Source organism: Aestuariivita sp., assembly GCF_049276915.1.
In the GTDB taxonomy this organism is placed as follows: Bacteria; Pseudomonadota; Alphaproteobacteria; order Rhodobacterales; family Rhodobacteraceae; genus Aestuariivita.
In genome coordinates this window covers 17,133-37,945 of record NZ_JBASXK010000075.1, presented here as the reverse complement: position 1 = coordinate 37,945, position 20,813 = coordinate 17,133, and the positions used below count along the sequence as shown (strand labels likewise).

Sequence of the window (20,813 nt, the reverse complement as noted above, 5' to 3'; positions counted from 1 at the left end):
CGCAGTGATTGGTTCTTTGCATTCCTTGAGCGTTATCCATCACCACATCTTATCACGGCAATGGGCAAAGACGCTTTCACCGCTGATGCTTGGGACGTCATTGGGCGCAAGGTCGCGAAAGAGCGTTTGCTTGCAGATATTTACGAGACAGCCAAGTCTTCAGTGGGATTGCCGGTTGCCCCAGATTCTGATGCGATCAGAATGTTCCGCTTGGTGCTTGGAGAAGGCCGCAGTCTCATTGCGCAACGCAATCAAATTGAAGATCGCGCCATCGCGCTTCTCAAAGATCTACCTGACTATCAGTTGCTGACATCAATACCTGGGATCGGCCCGATCAACGCTCTGACCATCCTCGCAGAAGCTGGTGACTTGCGCCGCTTTGGACACCACCGCCAGTTCTTGAAGTTCTGTGGCATGGACCTTGCAACCATCCAGTCCGGTACATTCCGGGGCCAAACCAAGCTGTCAAAATACGGGAATGCCCGCTTGCGCCGCACCCTGTGGATGGCTGGTCAGGTTGCCATTCTGCAGCGGACCAACAGCTTCCGGGATAAGTTCGAGCGCTACATCGCTAAGGACCGCCACAACACACATTTGCGCCGAAAGGCGTATACCGCAATCGCCGCCAAAATGGCCCGCACAGTTCACGGGATCATTAAACATGGCGAGCCCTATCGCCCCTTCTTTGAGGGGTGATTGATCGCAGAAGGACCTTTCTCTGTAAGGGCCGTGGAGGCAGACATCTGACCTCGTAGATAATGTTCAGGCCTTCTGTGTTAGCGACCCGATGATCTCGTCTTAAGGACGGTGAGAGCCGCAACAGCGTACTCTGTGTTTGTTATGGGAGAGACTGTCGTTGACCAAATCGCCGAATTGAGCCAGTTTATGAACGTGTCGAGGCACTTCGATACGACAATGACCTGATGCCAAATCAGCCAATTATTCCGCGCATAGGACGTTATCCGTAAGAATTGTGCGGATGCGTAGCGGGCAAGCGCGTTCGAGGTCACGAAGGAAGCGGCGGGCATTGACTGCTGTCTTGGCTTTGAAGACGCGGATGAAGACCCAGCGTGTCGCTCGGTCGATTGCCACGAAAAGGTAGCGGCGGGAACTCTGATCGGCCATTCACTGCCCGGCAGGGCATTGCGCAGCAATGTCCCGAGAGGGTGCGGCAGGTATTTCACGTCGATATGCAGGTAGCCGGGTTCATAGGCCTTGAAGGCGCTGTGCTTCGGCTTGGGTGCTTTGGCCTTCAGATCGCGCAGGTTTCCAACGCCATGCCGACGCAGGCAGCGGTCCAGCCCAGAGCGCGAGGCATTCGGGTTCAGAAACTCGCGCACCACAGCCAGCAGGTCATCGAGCGATACCAGCAGCGTCGTGCGCAAGGCCACCGCAACGGCCTCCTGGGCCGGGGTCAGCGTCGTTTGCAGCCGGTGCGGCGTGTGGCTGCGATCCTCAACGCTGTCGCGGTGACGCCACTTATACACCGTCTGCTCCGTCGTGCCGAAGCGTCCCGCCAGGGTCGATGCAGGCTCATCGCTTGACTGGATCGCCGCCCTTACCTTTGGTGTCGTCGTTGCCTGTTTGTGAAGATGGATCAGCATGGTCGAACCCCGTCCCAAATGTCCCTCAGAACCGACCTTGCCATGAAAAACGCAGAGCGACGAGGGTCTATGTGATCATCCGGGATGGAACAAGTAGCGAAATGGGGAGTGTTTTGTCATCCAGAAAGGCTAGGTGGTCGCCCTGCCCGCTTCAAGCAGATTTCTTCTGACAATGCCGACCCGGATGCAATGGGTTGTGCAGCTCAGGCGGTGGCATCACGCCATCATGCCACCGTCGACCATTTGCACCGAACCCGTCACAAATGCGGCGTCATCGCTGGCCAGAAAAAGCATGACATTTGCGATATCCTGGGGTGTCGCGTAATGGCCCAACGGGATGTTTGATTGCATCACAGCTTTCACCTGATCCGCCAGACCGGGGGCCAGGCCCTCTTCCAAAGAGCGCATCATGCGGCTTTCGACTGGTGCCGGATTCACTGTGTTGACGCGGATTTTGTGCGCTGCAACTTCCTTGGCGGCTGATTTCATCAAGCCGATGACCGCATGTTTACTGGTTGAATAAGGGGAAGCGTTTGCAGACCCTCGCACGCCCGCAACGCTGGAGGAAATGATGATGCTACCGCCACCGCGCGCCATCATTGCGGGGATTGCCGCCTTCAGTCCAAGGAAGGGCCCCTTCACATTCACAGCAATCACCTGATCAAAATCCGCCTCATCACATTCGGTGATGGGAGTGACAGAGCCTTCAATCCCGGCGTTGGCCAAGAAGATATCCACCCCGCCAAAGCGCCGCGTCGCTTCTGCGATCATCGCCAGATTATCCTCAGCACGGGTGACGTCAGCCGTAAAAGACGCGATATACGCGTTGTCCATCTCCTGACAGACCGCGGCCAAGGCCTCCGCATCCACATCGACCAGCAGGACGTTCGCACCTTCATTCGCAAACCGTTCGCCAGCCGCTTTGCCGATGTCGCCCGCACCGCCCGTGATCACCGCAACCTTGCCGTCCAAACGTCCCATAATGTCGCCCCTTTGCCGTGCAGACAGCAAAACGCCGTCCCTATCGCGCCGTGTACCCGCCATCGACCGGCACAGCGGCACCGGTCACAAAACTTGCCGCATCGCTGGCCAGAAACGCTGCCACCTCGGCCACTTCTTGAGGAAACCCAAGCCGCCCCATCGGATGCAGAGATCTGAGGAAGTCCATACCCTCAGGCCCACGTAGCGTCGTGATGATAGGCGTCTCGATATAGCCAGGGCAAATTGCGTTGACCCGGACACCTGCTTTGCCAAAGGCCACCGCGAACTGTTTGGTCATCCCGACAACACCATGTTTACTGGCCACATACGCACTGAGCGATCCGACGAGCTCGGTGTTTTTGTGGTAGTCTTCGGCCCACATCAGTCCGCCCAACCCGGCAATCGATGACGTGTTGACGACCGCGCCGCCCCCTTGATCGGCCATTATCGGGCAGGCATGGATCAGACCGTAATAGACACCATCGAGATTGACCGAAGTCGTTGTCTCCCAGTCTTTGCCGCCTACGCCTGCGTTGTTCATGAATACGTCCAGTCGCCCAAGGTCGCCGCGCGTTTTGGCAAGTGCCTCCTTCATCGCCTCCTCATCCGAGGTGTCAAGCACAACGGCAATCGCTGTTGCGCCCAATTCCTCGGCCAGCGCCACCGTTTCCAGCGCGGTCTGACCGTTGATATCGGAACACACAACCTTGGCCCCTTCCGCCGCGAGCTTCAGTGCCACGGCGCGGCCGATGCCAGACCCGGCACCGGTGATGAAGGCGACGCGATCTTCAAAAATGGACATGGCACAATTCCTTAAACGGTGTTTGCTGCGCAATGCGCCTCAATGAATGGCCGCGTACATGATTTTGTCTTCGCTGGCGGTGGCGGCATCAAACTCTTCGACGATCCGCCCCTGCCGCGCGACCAGTATCCTGTCACCAATGCTAAGCACCTCAGGTAGATACGAAGAGATGACAAGCACCGCCTTGCCCTCCTGTGCCAGATTGCGGATTGCCTGATGGATCACGGGGATCGTGCCAACATCCACACCGCGCGTAGGTTCGTCAAAAATAACAAGATTAGGTTCCTGCACCAAAGCTTTGGAAATCATAACCTTTTGCTGATTACCACCCGACAGCTCCGAGATTTTTGCGTCCCTGTGGGTCGAAGAGATGTTAAGCTTGTCGACCCAAGCATCGGCCAAGGCTTTGCGTTGCGCATTCGAGGTGAATATCCGCCGCCCAAGCCGGGTTGCAAGACAGCCCAGATAGATGTTGTCGTCCACGGTCATGGTCTCAAAGAAACCGTTCTGCTTGCGGTCTTCGCTGATGTAAACGATGCCGTCATTGATGGCCTGACCGGGCACCCGGTAGCGCACCGGCTTGCCATGCAGATAGATCATCCCGCCGTTGATCAGATTGCGTTTGAATTCACCGCAGACAACTTTGGCGATTTCCGTACGGCCCGACCCGATCAGACCCGACATCGCCACCACCTCTCCCGCATAGACCGAAAAAGACATGTTCTTGACGGCGCTGCCCATGGTCACATTCTCAACACTCAGCACTTTGCGACGTACGAAATTGGTCTTGTCGGTGGCGTGTTCCGCCCGCGCATAGTGACTTTGCGAGACATCGCGCCCCACCATGGCGCGCACGAGGCTGTCGCGGTCAAATTCACCCGCCGGTTTGCAGTCGATGACCTGCCCATCGCGCAGTACGGTGATGCGGTCCGCAATTTGCAGAGATTCCTCAAGCGCGTGAGAGATATAGACAATGCCCACCCCGTGATTGCGCAAATCCTCTATCAGGTGAAAAAAGTGCAGGATCTCTTCGGGTGTCAGACTGGCGGTCGGTTCGTCAAAGATGATGACCCGTGCATCAAACCGCAGCGCGCGGGCAATCTCGACCATCTGGCGTTGTGCGGCCCCCAACGATGAAACCATGGCCGCAGGATCAACATGAAAGTTTCGCGACTGCAGGTGTTGTTGAGCTTTGATGTTCAGGGGTCTGAAACTGTTGTAGAATTTTTCATTCCCCAGCTCGATATTTTGCGCAACCGTCATCGTGGGCACAAGACTGGTTTCCTGATAGACCATCGCGATGCCTTGCCTGAGAGCGTCGGCAGGGCTCTCGAAAGTGATCGCAGCGCCGTCAACTTCGATCGTGCCGTGGGTCAGCTTTATGGTGCCCGCGATCGATTTCGAAAGGGTCGATTTTCCCGCACCGTTTTCGCCGACAAGCGCATGCACTTCGCCCGCATGGATGTCGAAATTCACATTCTCAATCGCGTGGACACCGCCATAGATCTTGCTGCCGGAAGTGATACGGATGATCGGTTTATCTTTGTCACTCATCCGCATCGCCCCTTTGCTGACGCACAAGGCGCTGATGGCCCTTGGACAAAACACAAAGCCCATCAGAACGCGGTTGCACGGCTGTCACACCGTGGCATGTCCCGCCAACGCGGCTGTGCAGGCTTTCCATGATATCGCCCTCGCTGTTGATACGAACGACCAGACCGTAAGAACGCGGCGGGGCCCATGCCTTGACCACGCCCAGCTTCTTGATGCCGCCACCCTGCAACGGTTCCTTGTACGAACCGGTTGCGCGCAGCGACGGAGCGATCCAATGCGCGGGGTCAATCTCGGCCATCATGCTGGTGCGAAAGTCTGCATCGCTCAGCACAAGTTCCACCAGATGTGTACGCGCACCAAAGATGCAAACCCAGTATCCGCCCGTCCCGTCCGGTGCCAGACGTGACGGATAGCCAGGAAAGTTGCGCACGACTTGTCGGCGCGCGCCGCCGTCGCGATCACAAAGGGTCAGCGTATGTGCCCAAGCTTCGCTATAAAGGATGTGTTGATCATCCGGCGTCACCACGACCCCTGCGGGATAGGCGAGCTTGCGTAAGAGAATTTGCGTTTTGTCAGCTGAAGGATCGTATCGGATCAGCATACCTGAGGCATTCTTTTGCATCAAATCGACGACCCAGTCTTCCGGCCCGGTCTGGCAGGACCCCTGGGTGAGATAGATCATACCGTCCTGTGCGACAGCGACGGATGTGAGACACCCCAGCGTCTGCCCGCCCACCTCTCGGAGCCACTCGGTCGCGCCGGCTGAAATCAAGGCAAGCCCTTCGCCCGCCACGCAAGCAAGCAGCCGCCCATCAGGATGAAACACCAGCCCTCCCACGCTGCCGGGCAAGGTCGCAACCTCCTCCCAAACGGAGCTGGCGGTCTGGCGTAAAACGCGCGCACCAACAGAGACATGCAAGGCCCCGTTCGCATCAAACGCCATATCATCGGGCGGTGCGTCAAACGCGCAAACCTGTGCACAGCGGTCCAGCGCATCGTTGGGTGACATATTGCCATCCATGACGGGAATAGAGTGCTGATCCTTGTTTCGGTTGAGGATCGCGCGCATTGTTCTGAGCATCTGCGACATCGCTACACGTCCCTCCGCTTGTCGCCCCAGTAGGACTCCCATCCGGTCCATGTCTCATCGACATTATTGAGTTTCAGACGGCCGATCCGGTTGTTCTCGAGCCCGCCCAGATACAGATACCCCTCATGCTCGCGCATCGAGGTGATCGTTGGATGGTTTTCGCCGCCCGGATCCCAGTAAGACGCCTCCGGCTTGCCATTGGCATCCAGTTTGATGACGCAGCCATTGTTCACGCCCGGGAAAATCCATTCATCAACCGGGATTTCCTTGACCATCCTGTAGCGGAACCCCGGACTGCGCATCGCCAGATCGAAGGCCGGGTATCGGATGCCAACAAGCGCCACCCAATAGCCGCCGTCAGAGGCGCGGTTGATGTTGTCGAGATAGCCTGGGAAATCGTCCGCCCAGACCTCCATCTGACCCTGCTTGGGTCCTGCGATCCAGTACTGGAAAATCTTGCACAGCCATGTACTGGCCACCAGTACGGACTGCCCATCATGCGCCAGACAGACACCGTTGGGAAAGACCATGCTTTTGACGACGGTGCGCGTTTCGCCCGTGGCCGGGTCGTGTTGCACCAGACGTCCGTTGCCGCGCCCCTCGACCCCATCGACGTGCCAGCTGTGCATCTCATAGCGGATGGTGGCCTCAGAGAAGTAAATCTTGCCATCCGGTGCGATATCCAGATCGTCCGCCAGCCGCAGACGTGAATCGTCGTTCAGCTTGTACCATGTCCGGTTGGTTTGATCCGTCAGCTTGTAAACCTCGCCATCGGGACGCACGCCATAAAGACCCATACCGCCCACGCAAACAATCAGGTTTTCGTCCTTGTCAAACGCCATGCCCAAGGGGCGCCCGCCAATCCGGGCAAAGACGTCGCGCTCCGAGAAATCTTCGCCCGAAAAGCGCACGATCCAGCCTTCGCGGGTGCTGCCGTATAGCCTGCCCTGCCGGTCAAGGATCACATCCTCAGGCCCCTGAATCCGGTCAAGTCCAATCGCGTCCACCGAACTCAGCGCATTGTTTTCCGCCAGCGGCGTTCCACTGTCCGGGGCGATCTCGGGCATTGGCCCGAACTCAACCAAGGTCGGGTTCACATAGATCTTCTGGATGACTTTCGCCCGGTTCTTGGCCCATTTCACGTCCAGTCCGACGGCGACCAGCAAAAGCATCCCCAGACCAACCGAGGTCACAGGCCCCGGCGCGCCCAATCTGACCAGACCATTGACCAGCACAAACACAATCACCGCACCAATCATCGCACGCCCAATCGTGCCCTTGCCCCCCGCCAGTGAAATGCCGCCCAGCACCACGGCTGTCAGCGCCGTGACCTCCCAGCCTGTGCCGGTGTCGGTCCCCGGACTGCTCTGGCGCGCCGCATAAAGAACGCCCGCCAACCCACACAAAACGCCGGACATGACGTAGGTCAGGAACAGCAGACGTTCGACCTTGATGCCGACATGGCGCGCGGCCTTGCGGCTGGAGCCGATGGACATGATGTGCCAGCCGGGCCGCGAATTGCGCAGGAAGAAATGTCCGACAAGAGCCACGATCACGAGGATCACGACATTGACCGGCACTCCCAAAATGAGACCATCACCGAGAAAATCCCACGCTGCGTTATCCACCCAAGCGGTGGCGATTTCGACCGCATAGGCCTTATTGATGATCTCGACGATGGCGCGGTAAATGATCAGTGTGACCATCGTGGTCAAAAACGGCCGCGCCTTGAGGTAGCCGATCAGGAACCCGTTAAAGCCCCCCAGAACGGCACCGCACACGACACTGGCACCGAAGACGACAGCGACGGGCAATTCAAACACACTGATCAACAGAAGTGCGACCAGATTGACGATTCCGACAATCGCACCAACGCTCAGGTCAATACCGCCCGAGATGATGACAATCGCCATGGCAATCGCGACAAAACCAAACTCCGCAAACTGCCGGGGCAGTTCGACCAGATTATAGGCCGTGGCATAGTTCGGCACCGTCAACGAGAAATAGGTGATCAGCGCCACCATGATCGCGAAGGGAATCGCAGGTTCCATCCACGACTTTGACAGCAGATCTGACAAAAAGATGCGGAATGAGAAGCGCGATCGCAGATCGTGCAACCGAGAGCTGGCGGATGTGCGAGCGGTCATTTGGGATTCCAATGATATCAGGCCGTTCGGGATGGATTGGGAAAGCGCCGCGCGCTTTCCCTCAGGTGTACTGTTCAGCTCTTAGCCCGGTACGTCAAAGCACATGGACGCATCGACGTTGTCCTTGGTCACCCAGAACGGGCGGCTGTAGTGCGCCATGCGAATGTCGGTCGGCGCAAGGCCCGATTGCAGCATAAAGCTGACGGCGGACATGATGGCTTCGCCCTGCTTGGGCGCGCTGTAGTTCAGGAACTTGTAGAACAACCCGTCGTCAACATTGGTGCAGTCCTGACGGTTTCCCTCGCCCGATGCGTAGACTTTGACCTGATCGGTCTTGCCCGCCGCCTTCACGGCCTGTGCCGCACCGTTTTGCATGGTGCCCCAGAACCCGAACGTCGCACACAGATCAGGATGTTGTTGCAGCACCGTGGCGGTAATGGTGTTGGCCTTGCTGGCATCCCATGCCGCGTCCTGTTCAGACACGATATTGATCGACGGGTCCGCAGCAAGTGCCTCTTTGAAGCCGGCAAGTTGTTCGATGCTCGCAGCCGAGGTCAGATCCCCCTGCACCACGGCAACCTTGCCGGATGAACCGCTGTTCGCACCGCAAGCCTGCACGACGTCTTCACCGACCAGACGGCCGATCTGACCCCAATCCGCACCGACATAGGCACCTGTCTTGTAGTTCGAGACCATGTTGACCTGAACGACGTGAATCCCGGCTTCTTCCGCCTTTTTCAGTTGCTTGGCCAGCAGCTGGACATTGAAGTTATGCACGATCATGACATCAGGCTTGTCAGCGATCAGCGAGTTGACGATTTGCACCATGGTATCGGGGTTCCAGCCCGGATCACGCACGTCTAGTGTCATACCCATCTGGTCCGCTTCTTGCTGCATGACGTGGGTCCACATGTCCGTCAGCGGAAAACCAAGAGTTGTGGGCATCCACGCCACAGTCTTGCCCGCCAGTTTTGAATCGACCAGCTCGCGCAATTCAGCCGAGCTTTTACCGCCCGCCAGTTGCTGCGCGTCAGCAGCAAAACCACCTGCAACAACAAGTGCTGCGACTGCGGGAATACTCTTTATCAGTCGGGACATTACATTTTTCTTGGTCAATCGTTTCTCCTCCGTGTTTTTCAATCGGCCATTTGGCCTTCGTGTTGTCCGCTCAGTCACCTTGCCGTGCGGTTTCTTCGTTTCTGGGGTGCAGGAAGTTGTCCAGCAGGATCGCACCCAACAACACCAACCCTTTGATGATGCTTTGCAAATTACTGTCGAGGTTCATGATGATCATCCCGTTCAGCAGCGTGCCGATCAGCGCGGCCCCGACAACGACGCTCCAGACGCTGCCGCGCCCGCCAACCAAAGAGATCCCGCCCAGCACCACCACCAAAATGACATCGAAAATCAGCGTTGAATTGATCACCTGCGTATTCATGCTGGCGTTCATTGCGGCCATGACAAGTCCCGCCAAAAAGCCGATGACCGCGCTGACGCAGTACTCGAAAACGGTAAGCGGCCGTACTGGGATCCCGGACAGCCGCGCGGTGTCCGCGTTGTCCCCATGTGCGTAAATGAATCGCCCGACGCTGGTGCGCGACAGCATGAAATGCACCAAAACTGCCAGAATGATGAATACAATCACCGGGAATGGAATGCCGAACAGGCGCCCTTGCCCAAGGTATAGAAACGCATCGTTCCCATTCGGAATATAGCTGATGAACCCATCAAGAACGGTGATCCGCGCAATGCCGTAGACCAGTAAACCGCTGGCCAATGTCGTGAAAAGTGCCGGGATCTCGATGAACGCGATGATCAGGCCGTTTGCAATCCCGATCGCCAATGCCACGGCCAGTCCGGCCAGCAATGCCACAAGTATCGGATACCCGGACCCGATCATCTGGCACACAATGGCTGCGCTGACCGCCATCGCCGTGATCTGCGACAGATCAAGCCCCCGGCCAATCACCACAACGCCCATGCCAAGGCTCAGCATACCAAGGATCGCGACACTGTTGCTCATGGTCAGAAGGTTGCCGAGTGTCGCAAATCCCGGAAGGGTCACCGCGAAAATGACGCATAAAAACAGCGTGACTAACATGACAATCACTTCCTGCGACAGGAGGCTGTCTTTTGATCGCATGAACGATTGCGGTCCACTCGCCTCGGTCATGCCGACACGTCTCCCGTACTGTAACACGTACGTTCGATTGCACGTCCAACAGGGTCATTTTCAGCATCTCGGCCAACGGAAATAAAAGTAAGCAGCCTCATAAACGTCAACATCCCCAGTTGCCAAACAATACAGATAAACGGCCCAGATCGCGGCGCTGACTTCCCGCTCCCAGTCTCGAGTTACACCGTCCTGGACCAACGGCATTGCAAGAAAATCAAGATCAGGAACATGATTTAACCTAACGATCACTTGTTATGCTAGATGTGTCAAGCATTGGCTGTTAAAGTCCACAATCGGATCAGAAAAAAGGAACGGAACCCATGATCAAACTGACGTTTTGCCTGCGCCGAAAGCCTCAACTTTCGCGTGCAGAATTCCAGACCTACTGGCGCGAGACGCATGGGCCTATTGTGGAAAAACACCGCGCGGTCTTGGGGTTCGTCGCTTACAATCAGATCCATACAATCGATGATCCAATGGGCACCGCACTTGCCGATGTGCGCGGCGCCCCACCCGCCTACGACGGGGTTGCGGAAATGATCTGGGCCTCGCGCGAGGATCTGGACACGGCCATGACCAGCGCCGAAGGACGGGCTGCCGGGCGTGAATTGCTCGCGGATGAAAAGCGTTTTATCGATTTGGCAAATTCGCCGGTCTGGCTGGGCGATGTCCCTTTCAGCCTGACGTCTGACCAAGGGTAACCACTTTTGCATTAGACCGCTTCTCAAGACCCGGCTTCCAGTTTTCAGAACTCACTTCGGGGCCATCCGGATTGCGCCATCCAGACGAATGGTTTCGCCATTCAACATCGGGTTGGCAATGATCGCGCCCACCATCTGCGCGAATTCCGACGGATCGCCAAGGCGGCTGGGAAACGGCACCTGCGCGCCCAAAGAGGCGCGAATTTCTTCAGATAACGTCTCAAGCAGTGGCGTCAGGAACAACCCCGGCGCGATCGTCATCACTCGGATGCCATAACGCGCCAGTTCGCGCGCGACCGGCAGCGTCATGCCTACAACCCCGCCCTTGGACGCCGCATAGGCCGCCTGCCCTATTTGACCGTCATATGCTGCAACGGAGGCGGTATTTACAATTACGCCGCGCGTATCGCCTATTGGCTCCGCCTTGTGCAGGGCTGCGGCGAATTTCGACAGCACGTTGAATGTGCCCGACAGGTTGACGTTGACGACCGCATTGAACGCGTCCAGTGACGCGGCGATCCCGTCGCGGTCAACCACCTTGGCGGGCGGACCGATGCCCGCACAATTCACCAAAATGCGCGCGGTGCCATGCAGCCGCTTAGCAGTTGCAATGGCGTCTTCAACATTGCCCCCGTTGGTGACATCCACCTGCACGAACGCGCCACCTGCTTTGCGGGCCTTTGCCTCGCCCAGATCTGCGTTCATATCGAAAATCGTGACCTTTGCACCGGCCTCGGCCAGCATATCGACCGTCGCACCACCCAGCCCCGAAGCGCCACCCGTGACAATTGCGGCTTGTCCGTTGATATCCATTGTCTTTTGCCCTCTGGTTTTAAGTTCTCTGCAGTCAGGTCGCGTCGCGGTCCATTTGCTGTTTTACACCCTCGATGACGCGCTCCAGCTGCTGGACCAAAGCGGCGCCATCAAGCGCGCCCTCTCCCGCGCACGCGGGAGGCCTGTCCATGATCCCAACGGTGAAGATCGTCAGGAAATCATCCACTTCTGCAATCGCATCCAATCGCATCAGGCGCAGCCGCGCACTGCGGGCGCAATGTTCCAGCCCGCCATAGAACGCATTGCGGATGGCCGGAATTGACAAATCGTTGCGAATATCGCCGCGCTTGATCCCGTCACGGACCACAAGGTCGAAGACTTCGACATATCGTCGGTTCAATGCGAACGCCTCGGTTTCGCGATACTGCGGTGAGGGCAGATATGGGCTCATGGCCTCGGTGATCAGCGGCCATTCGTCCAGCACCCGTTCAAAGTGTAGTTGCGCGAGTTTGGCCAATTTCGTACCGGTGTCGCACTGCACTGCCACGGCGGCCTGCGCGTCGCGGGTCAGCTCATCGTAGAAATCACTGACCGCGGCCATCAACAGAGCCTGCTTGTTCTTAAAGTACAGATATACAGTGCCCTCCGCGAGGTTTGCCTCACGGGCGATTGCGGCGATCTTGACGTCTTTGCCACCCTCCTTGTCACCATCCCGAAAGACTTGCCGGGTGGCCGCGAGAATGGTGCGCTCCTTCTCCTCGACTTTCTGCCGCCGGGTCTTGGATTCGACTGCCTGCATCTTGCCATTCCCAAAAATGAGCTTGATTCATTTATAATGAGTATGCTTTCATTGCCTCAAGGACGCAACACCACACCGAGGGGGAGACGGCCAGGTAATGCGCAGATCGCAGATCAGAATTGGCGGTGCGAGCGGGTATTGGGGGGATAGCCCCACAGCCACGGCGCAGCTATTGGCGGCACAGAACCTCGATTTTCTTGTCTTCGACTATCTGGCAGAAGTGACCATGTCGATCCTTGCGCGCGCCCGCTCAAAGGATGCCCGCGCGGGTTATGCCAAGGACTTTGTCGATGTTGTCCTGCGTCAGAACCTGCCTGAAATCGCGCACCAGCGGGTCAGGGTTGTGGCCAATGCAGGCGGTGTGAACCCGCAGGCCTGCGCGGATGCCGTGCGGGCGATGATAGCTGAGATGGAGTTGGATTTATCCGTGGCTGTCGTGCACGGTGACGATCTGATGGACCGCGCCACCGACCTCAACCCGACCGAGATGTTCACCGCAGAGCCGTTTCCCGCCGCAGACAGGTTGTTTTCGGTCAACGCCTACCTTGGGGCTTTCCCCATCGCGCAGGCTTTGGATGCGGGGGCGGATATCGTCATTACGGGCCGCTGCGTCGACAGCGCGGTCACGCTGGGCGCTTGCATTCATGCCTTTGGCTGGAAGCCGGAAGATCACGACCTGCTGGCCGCGGGCACATTGGCCGGCCATATCCTTGAATGTGGCACGCAGGCGACCGGCGGCAATTTCACCGACTGGGCATCGGTCGCATCCAGCCTCGATACCATCGGATATCCCATCTGCACCCTGAATGCCGGCGGCGAGGCCGAGATCAGCAAGCCCGAAGGCACTGGCGGGCTGGTATCCATCGGGACCGTCGCAGAACAGATGCTGTATGAAATCGGCGACCCGCAGGCCTACATCGTGGCGGATGTGGTCTGCGACTTTTCTGAGGTGAAGGTGCACGCAGTGGCCGAGAATGTCGTGCGTTTGACTGGCGCGCGGGGCTCCGCCGCCACAGACAACTACAAAGTATCGGCCACCTATCTGGATGGCTGGCGCGCGGGCACCACCACCACGTTCTACGGCAGCCACGCGGCGGCCAAGGCGCAAGCCTTTTGTGACGCCGTGTTTTCACGCGCCCGGATGGACCTTCGCGCTGCCAACCTTGCCGATTTCACGGAAACAAGCGTGGAAGTCCTCGGCGGTGGGAGCCAGATGGGCGATGCCGCGATGGCGCAGGCCGCACAAGAGGTCGTGGTCAAATACGCAGCCCGGCACCCAGACAAGGCCGGGCTCGACATCTTTTTGCGTGCGGCGTCCGGCATGGGCCTGTCCGCGCCACCGGGCCTGTCGGGGTTCTTTGGTACCCGCGCCCGCCCCTCACCACTGGTACGACTGTTCTCGTTCCTGATGGCCAAAGACAAGGTGCCTTTGAAGATCGAACTTGACGGAGAACGCATGGCGGCCCCTGTCGCTTCTGGCACGCCATTTGAGCCTGCAAACCTATCCCGGCCTTCGCCCCCACCAGAGCCTGCCGCGCCCAGTGAACCTGTGACCGTGGCACTGGAGCAGCTCGCCTGGGGTCGCAGCGGTGACAAGGGCGACACCGCAAATATCGGTATCATTGCACGCCACCCGGATGCACTGCCCTATCTCTGGGCGCAGTTGACAGAAGCAGGCGTGGCCGCCCGTTTCGCCCATGTTCTCGACGGCGACGTGGCCCGCTATAGCCTACCCGGTCCCGGAGCGATCAACTTCGTGCTTACCCGCACTTTGGGCGGCGGCGGCGTGGCCAGCCTGCGCAATGACGCATTGGGCAAAGGGTTTGCACAAGTGCTGTTACAGACCCCCATCACCGTCCCCCAAAACCTGATCGAGCGTCTGTCATGAGCCCCTATGCCTCCACCCTCGACACCACCAGCGACGCGTTTGCGCGCAACCGTCAAGACATGCTCGGCCTTCTGGATGAGTTGCAACAGATCAAAGAGCGCGCCGCAGCCCTGTCAGAGCGCCGTCGCCCGCGGTTCGACGAACGCGGACAACTTACGCCCCGCGAACGCCTGCACCGGCTGCTTGATCCCGGCATGCCGTTTCTGGAGCTTTATGCGCTGGCCAACTACCTGCTGGACACCGACGATCGCGAAACATCTGTCCCCGGTGCCAGTGCGCTGTCCGGGATCGGATTTATCAACGGCACGCGCTGCGTGATCTTTGTGGACGACAGCGGCATCGCGGCAGGGTCAGCCGTGGCCAAGACCAGCGACAAGATACAGGCCTGTCTCGACATCTCGATGAAATACAAGCTGCCATTCGTACATCTGGTTGAAAGTGCGGGCGCGGATCTGATGCAATACGCCGTCGAAAGCTGGGCGTACGCGGGGCGGATATTCTGCAAGCTTGCGAACCTAAGTGCGGCGGGCATTCCTACAATCGCCGTACTGCACGGGCCCGCAACAGCGGGCGGGGCCTATATGCCGGGGTTGAGCGACTACGTGATCTCGGTCAAGGGGCGCGGACGCGCGTCTCTGGCGGCGGCCGCCTTGGTGCGCGCGGCCACCGGAGAGGAGACGGACGAGGAAGAGCTTGCTGGCACCGAGATGCACGCCACCGTATCGGGCCTTGTCGAGTATAGTGCCGAGGATGACGCCCACGCCCTGCTGATCACGCGCGATCTGGTCAAGCGGTTGGACTGGAACAAAAACTGTGTGCCTGATGCCGCGCGCACATTTGCCGCCCCGCTTTGCGATCCGGACGACATCGCCGGGCTGGTGCCAGTGGACTACCGCAAAACCTATGACGTGCGCGAGGCCATCGCACGCGTGGTGGATGGGTCGGTCTTTGAAGACTTCAAGCCGCGCTATGGGGCCTCCACGATCTGTGTTCAGACCGCGATCTATGGCCGCGCCTGCGCAATCGTGGGCAACAACGGCCCGATTGATCCGGCAGGTGCCGCCAAGGCGGCCCAGTTCTTCCAGCTGTGCGATCAGGCGGATATGCCAGTGATATTTCTCAGCAACACCACCGGTTACATGGTGGGCCGCGCGTATGAGCGCGCAGGCATGATCAAGCACGGAGCCAAGATGATACAGGCCGTTGCCAATCTTCGGGTGCCCCGGATCACGCTTTATATCGGGGCAAGTTTCGGGGCGGGTAATTACGGCATGTCTGGTGTCGGATTTGCGCCCGATTTCCTGTTTTCATGGCCCAATGCCACGACTGGCGTCATGGGTGGTCAACAAGCGGCGCTGACGATGGATCACGTCGCACGCAGCAGCGCAGCGCGACGTGGCACGCCGGTGGATGAAGCCGCCTTGAGCGCGCAGAAAGAGCGGCTGACCGCGCATTTCGATGGCCAGTCGGATGCGTTCCATACCTCGGGCAAAATGCTGGATCAGGGTATCATCGACCCACGCGATACCCGCCGCGTGCTGGGTTTTGCACTAGAGACCTGCGCCGAGGCACGGCGCCGCACCGTAAAGCCGAACAGCTTCGGCGTGGCCCGGATGTGAAGGAACAAAAGATGCAGCAATGGCCACAGAGCGAAACCCTTAGCGTAGATAACGATGATGGCTGGCTGACGATCCGCCTCAACCGCCCCGCCCATCGCAACGCAATGTCGCGGCAGATGACCGCGGAATTGACAAAGACCCTGATGCTGGCACGCCCCGACGCATCGTTGCGCGGGATCATTCTGCGCGGCACAGACGGGACTTTCTGCGCGGGGGGTGATCTGGCCGAGTTCAAGGCAGATTTCCAGTCGGCCACCCCGGACCACGCAGATATCGAAGCTGCCAGCCGCGCTGCCGGGCAGCTCTTTCACACGCTCAACACCATGCCACAATTGACTGTCGCCTTGGTCGAAGGGGCCGCGATGGCCGGGGGGCTGGGCCTGATGTGCGCCTGCGATATCTCGGTTGCGACGCGGGACGCAAAGTTTGCCCTGACAGAAACAACGCTCGGCATTCCGCCAGCGCAAATCGCGCTTTACGTTCGGTCTCGTGCCGGATTGTCGGTTGCCCGAACGCTGATGCTGACGGCCCCTCGCTTTGATGCGATCGAGGCCCAGCGGCTGGGTCTGGTCTCAACTGTCGTCGAGGATGCCGCGGCACTCGATACCGAAGCCCAAAAAATACAAACTCAACTGCGACGCTGCGCCCCCGGTGCCGTCGCGGCGACCAAGTCTGTGCTGCTGGACGACGACGACGCCGAGGCGCAGATCGACCGTGCAGCCCGCGCATTTGCGAAATGTATTCTGTCTGAAGAAGGCCGCGAAGGGATCGCCGCCTTTTTCGAAAAACGCCCGCCCAGCTGGGCACAGGAGTTCTCCCAATGACGCCCTTCGCAAGCGTTCTGGTCGCCAATCGCGGAGAAATCGCCCTGCGAGTGATGCGCACAGCCCGCGCCATGGGGTATCGCACGCTTGCGGTCTATTCCGAGGCCGATGCCGCCGCCCCGCATGTGCGCGCCGCCGATGATGCCGCTTGCGTTGGGCCGGCACCAGCGGGGCAAAGCTATCTCTCGGCTGAGGCAATCCTGATGGCCGCGCGGGATCTGGGGGCGGACGCGATCCATCCCGGCTATGGCTTTTTGTCGGAGAACGCCGAATTCGCCGAAAGCTGCAAAAAGGCTGGGTTGGTCTTTATCGGCCCCGAACCAGACGCCATCGCCCTGATGGGCAACAAGGCCAAAGCCAAACGCAGAATGATCGAAGCGGGCGTGCCTTGCGTGCCGGGCTACGAGGGCAAGGATCAGACCCCTCAAGCGCTGATTACGGCGGCGCAGGCCATTGGGTACCCATTGATGGTCAAGGCGGCGGCTGGTGGCGGTGGCCGGGGCATGCGGCTGGTCAAGAAGGTCGATGCCTTGCCCAAAGCGCTGGAAGCGGCCCGCTCAGAGGCGCAGAATGCGTTTGGGTCAGGCGAGTTGATCCTTGAAAAAGCCATTCTGCGGCCGCGCCACGTTGAAGTGCAGGTCCTTGCCGACGCGTTCGGCAACACGGTCCATCTGGGCGAACGCGATTGCTCTGTGCAGCGCCGGCACCAAAAGGTAATCGAAGAAGCGCCCTGCCCTGTCATGACCCCGGATTTGCGCGATATGATGGGCAGTGCCGCCGTGGAGGCGGCCCGCGCTATCGGGTATCGCGGTGTCGGCACGGTGGAATTTCTGCTCGACGATCAGGGCGCATTCTACTTTCTGGAAATGAACACGCGCCTGCAGGTGGAACATCCGGTGACCGAGATGATTACCGGGCTTGATCTGGTCGCACTGCAGTTGCAGGTGGCCGAAGGACATCCTTTGCCTCTTGCGCAAGACGATCTGAGGCTTGATGGAAATGCCATCGAAGCGCGGCTTTACGCCGAGGATCCCGCGACATCGTTCATGCCCCGCACCGGGCGCATTTCGCTGTGGGATCCGGCACCCGCCGAGGGGGTGCGCTATGATGTCGGGGCTGAGACAGGACAAGAGGTGTCGCCCTTTTACGACCCAATGATTGGCAAGGTCATTGCCTGGGGACCCACGCGCGAGACTGCGCGGCGCAGGCTGGTGGGCGCGTTGAAAGACAGCCTTGTTTTCGGATTGACCACCAACAAGCGCTTCCTCGTGGACGTACTGCAAGCCCCGCGTTTCATCGAGGGCGCGGCCACAACCGCCCTCATCGAAGAGACTTTTGAACAATCCGATCTGGCGGAACCCGTGGCAGGATTTACCGAAGCGGCCTGTGCCGCGGCATTGCTGTACCGTTGCGAGCGCGATGCGTCTCACGCGCGCAGCATCGGAGTGCCTGCCGAACTTCTGGACTGGGGCAGCGGTGGCGCCCTGGCCGCCCGCTATGTGATGGTTTGTGGGGATGTGATTCAGGATCTGGTCATAACGCCACAACGCAATGGCCGGTTCCTGGTGACGGGTGATGACGCTTCCACCGAAATCGAGGTGCTTGATCGAGGCCCCACCCGCGCGCTGCTGAGGGTTGCGGGCAGCCGCACCGAAGTGGGGTATCTATGGGACGCTCCGGGCGCGCTGACGCTGTCGTGCGACGGCATTGTGCACGTGTTCCAGAACAGTGTCGCGGTACCCGTCGCAACATTCGATGCGGCAGGTAGCGGCGAGATCACGTCCCCGATGCCGGGACTGGTGCTGGACGTTACAGTGGCGGCTGGCGCGACGGTGACACGTGGTGACATACTTGCCGTGATCGAGGCCATGAAGATGCAACACGAGATACGCGCACAGGTGGATGGTGTGGTGCAGGACGTGGCCGCGACCGTCGGCGCTCAGGTCAGCGCCGGGGAAAGATTGCTGAACATAGAGGTGAGCGCACAATGACCTCCCGTGATGACCGCCAAAAAGACACCGCAAAAGCTGCGGAAACGGTGGCAGAAAAACTTGCAGCACTTGATGCCGCAAAATACGCGCTCGGCGACGCGGCTCGCCCCGAGGCGGTGGCCAAACGCCGCGCGATGGAGATGGCAACAGCGCGCGAACGGCTCGACATGCTGTGCGACGATGACAGCTTTCGCGAAATCGGCGGACTGGTGGAACCCGACCGCGGCCATGATCTGAGCCGGGATCTGATCGCTCCTGCGGACGGGGCGGTCACGGGCACGGGGCTTATCGACCAAAAGCCCGTGAATATTCTGGCGCAGGACTTTACCGTTTTGGGCGGCTCCATCGGGGCGGTCGCGGATGCCAAATGCGGACGTCTGGTCAAGTTCAGCCGTGAATGCGGACAGCCGATGGTCATGCTGCTGGAGGGGGGCGGACACCGCATTCAGGACGGCATGAACGCCGCCCATTTCGCCGCCGCGTCGCCGGTATTTCGCGAACTGGCGACACTATCGGGCTGGGTGCCAATGGTGACGGCGATCATGGGTCAGGGCTTTGCCGGGCCTACCGCCTACGCCGCATTGTGCGATTTCGTGGTGATGGTTCGCGGCCAATCAACCATGGGGATCGCCGGGCCTGCGCTGGTCAAGGCGGGCACCGCTGGCGAAATCACCAAGGAAGACCTTGGCGGCGCACAGCGGCAGGCGGACCAACAAGGCATTGCGGATCTGGCTGTGGACAGCGAGGAAGAGTGCCTGCAAGCGATCCGCACGTTTCTGTCCTACCTGCCCCAGAACGCGGGCGAAGCGCCTCCCGTCGTGCCTTGCGACGACCCCGTCGTCAGGCGCGATGACGCGTTATTGGAGCTTGTGCCCGCCGACAGTCGCCGGGTCTACAATATGAAAAAGGTCATCGACGCAATCGCGGACAAAGACAGCGTGTTTGAGCTGAAACCCGGCTACGCGCGCAATATGATCACGGCCTTTGCGCGGTTGAACGGACGCCCCGTGGGCATCTTTGCCAATCAGCCGATGCGCAAGGGCGGCATTCTGGATGTTCCTGCCTGCGAGAAAGCCGCACATTTCATCGCGATGTGCGATGCCTTCGGACTGCCGCTGGTTTCGCTTATCGACATCCCCGGCATTTCCATCGGTCCTGCGGCAGAGGATACCGGGTTGGGGCGGCGCAGTGGGCGGCTGTTTTTTGAGATGGGGATCGCCACGGTGCCGCTGGCCTCGGTTGTGCTGCGTAAGGGGTATGGTGGCGGGTATTACGCAATGGGCGGGGGGCGCGCGTTTGATGCCAATATCGCACTCGCGTGGCCCACTGCCGAGATTTGCGCCATGTCCATCGAAGGGGCCGTCGATGTTGCCTATCGCAAGCAATATGAGGCGGCAGCGGATCCGCAAGCCAAACGGGCCGAACTAATCGCAGACATCAAGGCTCAGACCAGTTCGCTCGATGCTGCCAGCGGTTTTGGCATCGATGATGTGATCGACCCGCGCGACACCCGGCGCATTCTGATTGAAACTTTCGCCAATTGCCCGAAACGGCGCACCAATCCCGCGCCGCCCCGTCACAGGCCAATTTCGCCCATCTGAAACTCTTTCGCCAAGGATAAGACCATGAAAACGACCCAGATTGAATCGGAAGTGACTGGAACGGTCTGGTCTATCCCCGTCGACGTCGGCGAACGGGTGGCCGAGGACGACCCGATCGTCATGGTGGAATCCATGAAGATGGAAATCCCCATTTGCGCACCCGCTGCCGGGACGATTACAGAAATCAAAGTGGCACAAGGCGACACCGTCAACACCGGACAGGTCGTGGCCATCCTCACCTTCTGATCACACGCAAGAAGGG

Annotated in this window: 17 protein-coding genes and 1 pseudogene; 8 read left to right on the top strand and 10 right to left on the bottom strand. The window is 59.3% G+C overall.

The genetic code is table 11. The annotated features are described in order from the left end of the window. A partial coding sequence (locus tag WAO69_RS07830) for a transposase (protein WP_422177756.1) occupies nt 1-696 on the top strand: 696 nt, incomplete at its 5' end. A gap of 261 nt (nt 697-957) precedes the next feature. Here the strand turns inward: WAO69_RS07830 and WAO69_RS07825 are convergent. The 8 genes and pseudogenes from WAO69_RS07825 to WAO69_RS07790 all read right to left on the bottom strand — a co-directional run. Further along, nucleotides 958-1,604 (bottom strand): annotated as a pseudogene (locus WAO69_RS07825) (IS481 family transposase); the annotation flags it as partial. A gap of 216 nt (nt 1,605-1,820) precedes the next feature. Beyond that, nucleotides 1,821-2,585, bottom strand: coding sequence for an SDR family NAD(P)-dependent oxidoreductase (locus WAO69_RS07820; protein ID WP_422177754.1), 765 nt, complete (start codon nt 2,583-2,585; stop codon nt 1,821-1,823). Between the two features lie 40 nt (nt 2,586-2,625). Next, nucleotides 2,626-3,387, bottom strand: a complete 762-nt coding sequence (locus WAO69_RS07815) for an SDR family NAD(P)-dependent oxidoreductase (protein ID WP_422177752.1) — start codon at nt 3,385-3,387, stop codon at nt 2,626-2,628. A 39-nt stretch (nt 3,388-3,426) separates the two neighbouring features. Next, on the bottom strand, nt 3,427-4,941 hold the full coding sequence (locus WAO69_RS07810) for a sugar ABC transporter ATP-binding protein (protein ID WP_422177750.1): 1,515 nt from the start codon (nt 4,939-4,941) through the stop codon (nt 3,427-3,429). After that, a complete protein-coding gene (locus WAO69_RS07805; protein ID WP_422177748.1) occupies nt 4,934-6,031 on the bottom strand; it encodes an SMP-30/gluconolactonase/LRE family protein in 1,098 nt (365 codons plus the stop codon). The genes WAO69_RS07810 and WAO69_RS07805 overlap by 8 nt, the downstream gene beginning before the upstream one ends. 2 nt (nt 6,032-6,033) lie before the next feature. Then, on the bottom strand, nt 6,034-8,082 hold the full coding sequence (locus tag WAO69_RS07800) for an ABC transporter permease (RefSeq protein ID WP_422177746.1): 2,049 nt from the start codon (nt 8,080-8,082) through the stop codon (nt 6,034-6,036). Nucleotides 8,083-8,259: 177 nt separating this feature from the next. After that, a complete protein-coding gene (locus tag WAO69_RS07795) occupies nt 8,260-9,276 on the bottom strand; it encodes a sugar ABC transporter substrate-binding protein (RefSeq protein WP_422177744.1) in 1,017 nt (338 codons plus the stop codon). 70 nt (nt 9,277-9,346) lie between these two features. Next, entirely contained in the window at nt 9,347-10,201 is an 855-nt protein-coding gene (locus tag WAO69_RS07790) for an ABC transporter permease (RefSeq protein WP_422177742.1), read from the bottom strand. 473 nt (nt 10,202-10,674) lie between these two features. On the opposite strand from WAO69_RS07790, the gene WAO69_RS07785 reads away from it, so the two are divergent. After that, nucleotides 10,675-11,055, top strand: a complete 381-nt coding sequence (locus tag WAO69_RS07785; protein WP_422177740.1) for an EthD domain-containing protein — start codon at nt 10,675-10,677, stop codon at nt 11,053-11,055. Between the two features lie 51 nt (nt 11,056-11,106). Here WAO69_RS07785 and WAO69_RS07780 read toward each other — a convergent pair whose 3' ends face one another. Together WAO69_RS07780 and WAO69_RS07775 are read right to left on the bottom strand one after the other, a co-directional pair. Beyond that, nucleotides 11,107-11,868, bottom strand: a complete 762-nt coding sequence (locus WAO69_RS07780) for an SDR family NAD(P)-dependent oxidoreductase (protein WP_422177738.1) — start codon at nt 11,866-11,868, stop codon at nt 11,107-11,109. A gap of 34 nt (nt 11,869-11,902) precedes the next feature. After that, nucleotides 11,903-12,628, bottom strand: a complete 726-nt coding sequence (locus WAO69_RS07775; protein ID WP_422177736.1) for a TetR/AcrR family transcriptional regulator — start codon at nt 12,626-12,628, stop codon at nt 11,903-11,905. 97 nt (nt 12,629-12,725) lie between these two features. Here WAO69_RS07775 and WAO69_RS07770 point away from each other — a divergent pair, with 97 nt between their 5' ends. From WAO69_RS07770 to WAO69_RS07745, 6 genes are read left to right on the top strand one after another with little or no spacing between them, the layout of a single operon-like run. After that, on the top strand, nt 12,726-14,516 hold the full coding sequence (locus WAO69_RS07770) for an acyclic terpene utilization AtuA family protein (protein WP_422177734.1): 1,791 nt from the start codon (nt 12,726-12,728) through the stop codon (nt 14,514-14,516). Further along, entirely contained in the window at nt 14,513-16,135 is a 1,623-nt protein-coding gene (locus tag WAO69_RS07765) for an acyl-CoA carboxylase subunit beta (RefSeq protein WP_422177732.1), read from the top strand. Before WAO69_RS07770 ends, WAO69_RS07765 begins: the two co-directional genes overlap by 4 nt. 11 nt (nt 16,136-16,146) lie before the next feature. Then, the gene (locus WAO69_RS07760) at nt 16,147-16,959 is read left to right on the top strand and encodes an enoyl-CoA hydratase/isomerase family protein (RefSeq protein ID WP_422177730.1); all 813 of its coding nucleotides are present in this window, start codon (nt 16,147-16,149) and stop codon (nt 16,957-16,959) included. Next, nucleotides 16,956-18,950, top strand: a complete 1,995-nt coding sequence (locus WAO69_RS07755) for an acetyl-CoA carboxylase biotin carboxylase subunit (protein ID WP_422177728.1) — start codon at nt 16,956-16,958, stop codon at nt 18,948-18,950. The genes WAO69_RS07760 and WAO69_RS07755 overlap by 4 nt, the downstream gene beginning before the upstream one ends. Then, the gene (locus tag WAO69_RS07750; RefSeq protein ID WP_422177726.1) at nt 18,947-20,551 is read left to right on the top strand and encodes an acyl-CoA carboxylase subunit beta; all 1,605 of its coding nucleotides are present in this window, start codon (nt 18,947-18,949) and stop codon (nt 20,549-20,551) included. The genes WAO69_RS07755 and WAO69_RS07750 overlap by 4 nt, the downstream gene beginning before the upstream one ends. A 24-nt stretch (nt 20,552-20,575) precedes the next feature. Next, a complete protein-coding gene (locus tag WAO69_RS07745; protein ID WP_422177724.1) occupies nt 20,576-20,797 on the top strand; it encodes a biotin/lipoyl-binding carrier protein in 222 nt (73 codons plus the stop codon). Nucleotides 20,798-20,813: the final 16 nt, after the last annotated feature.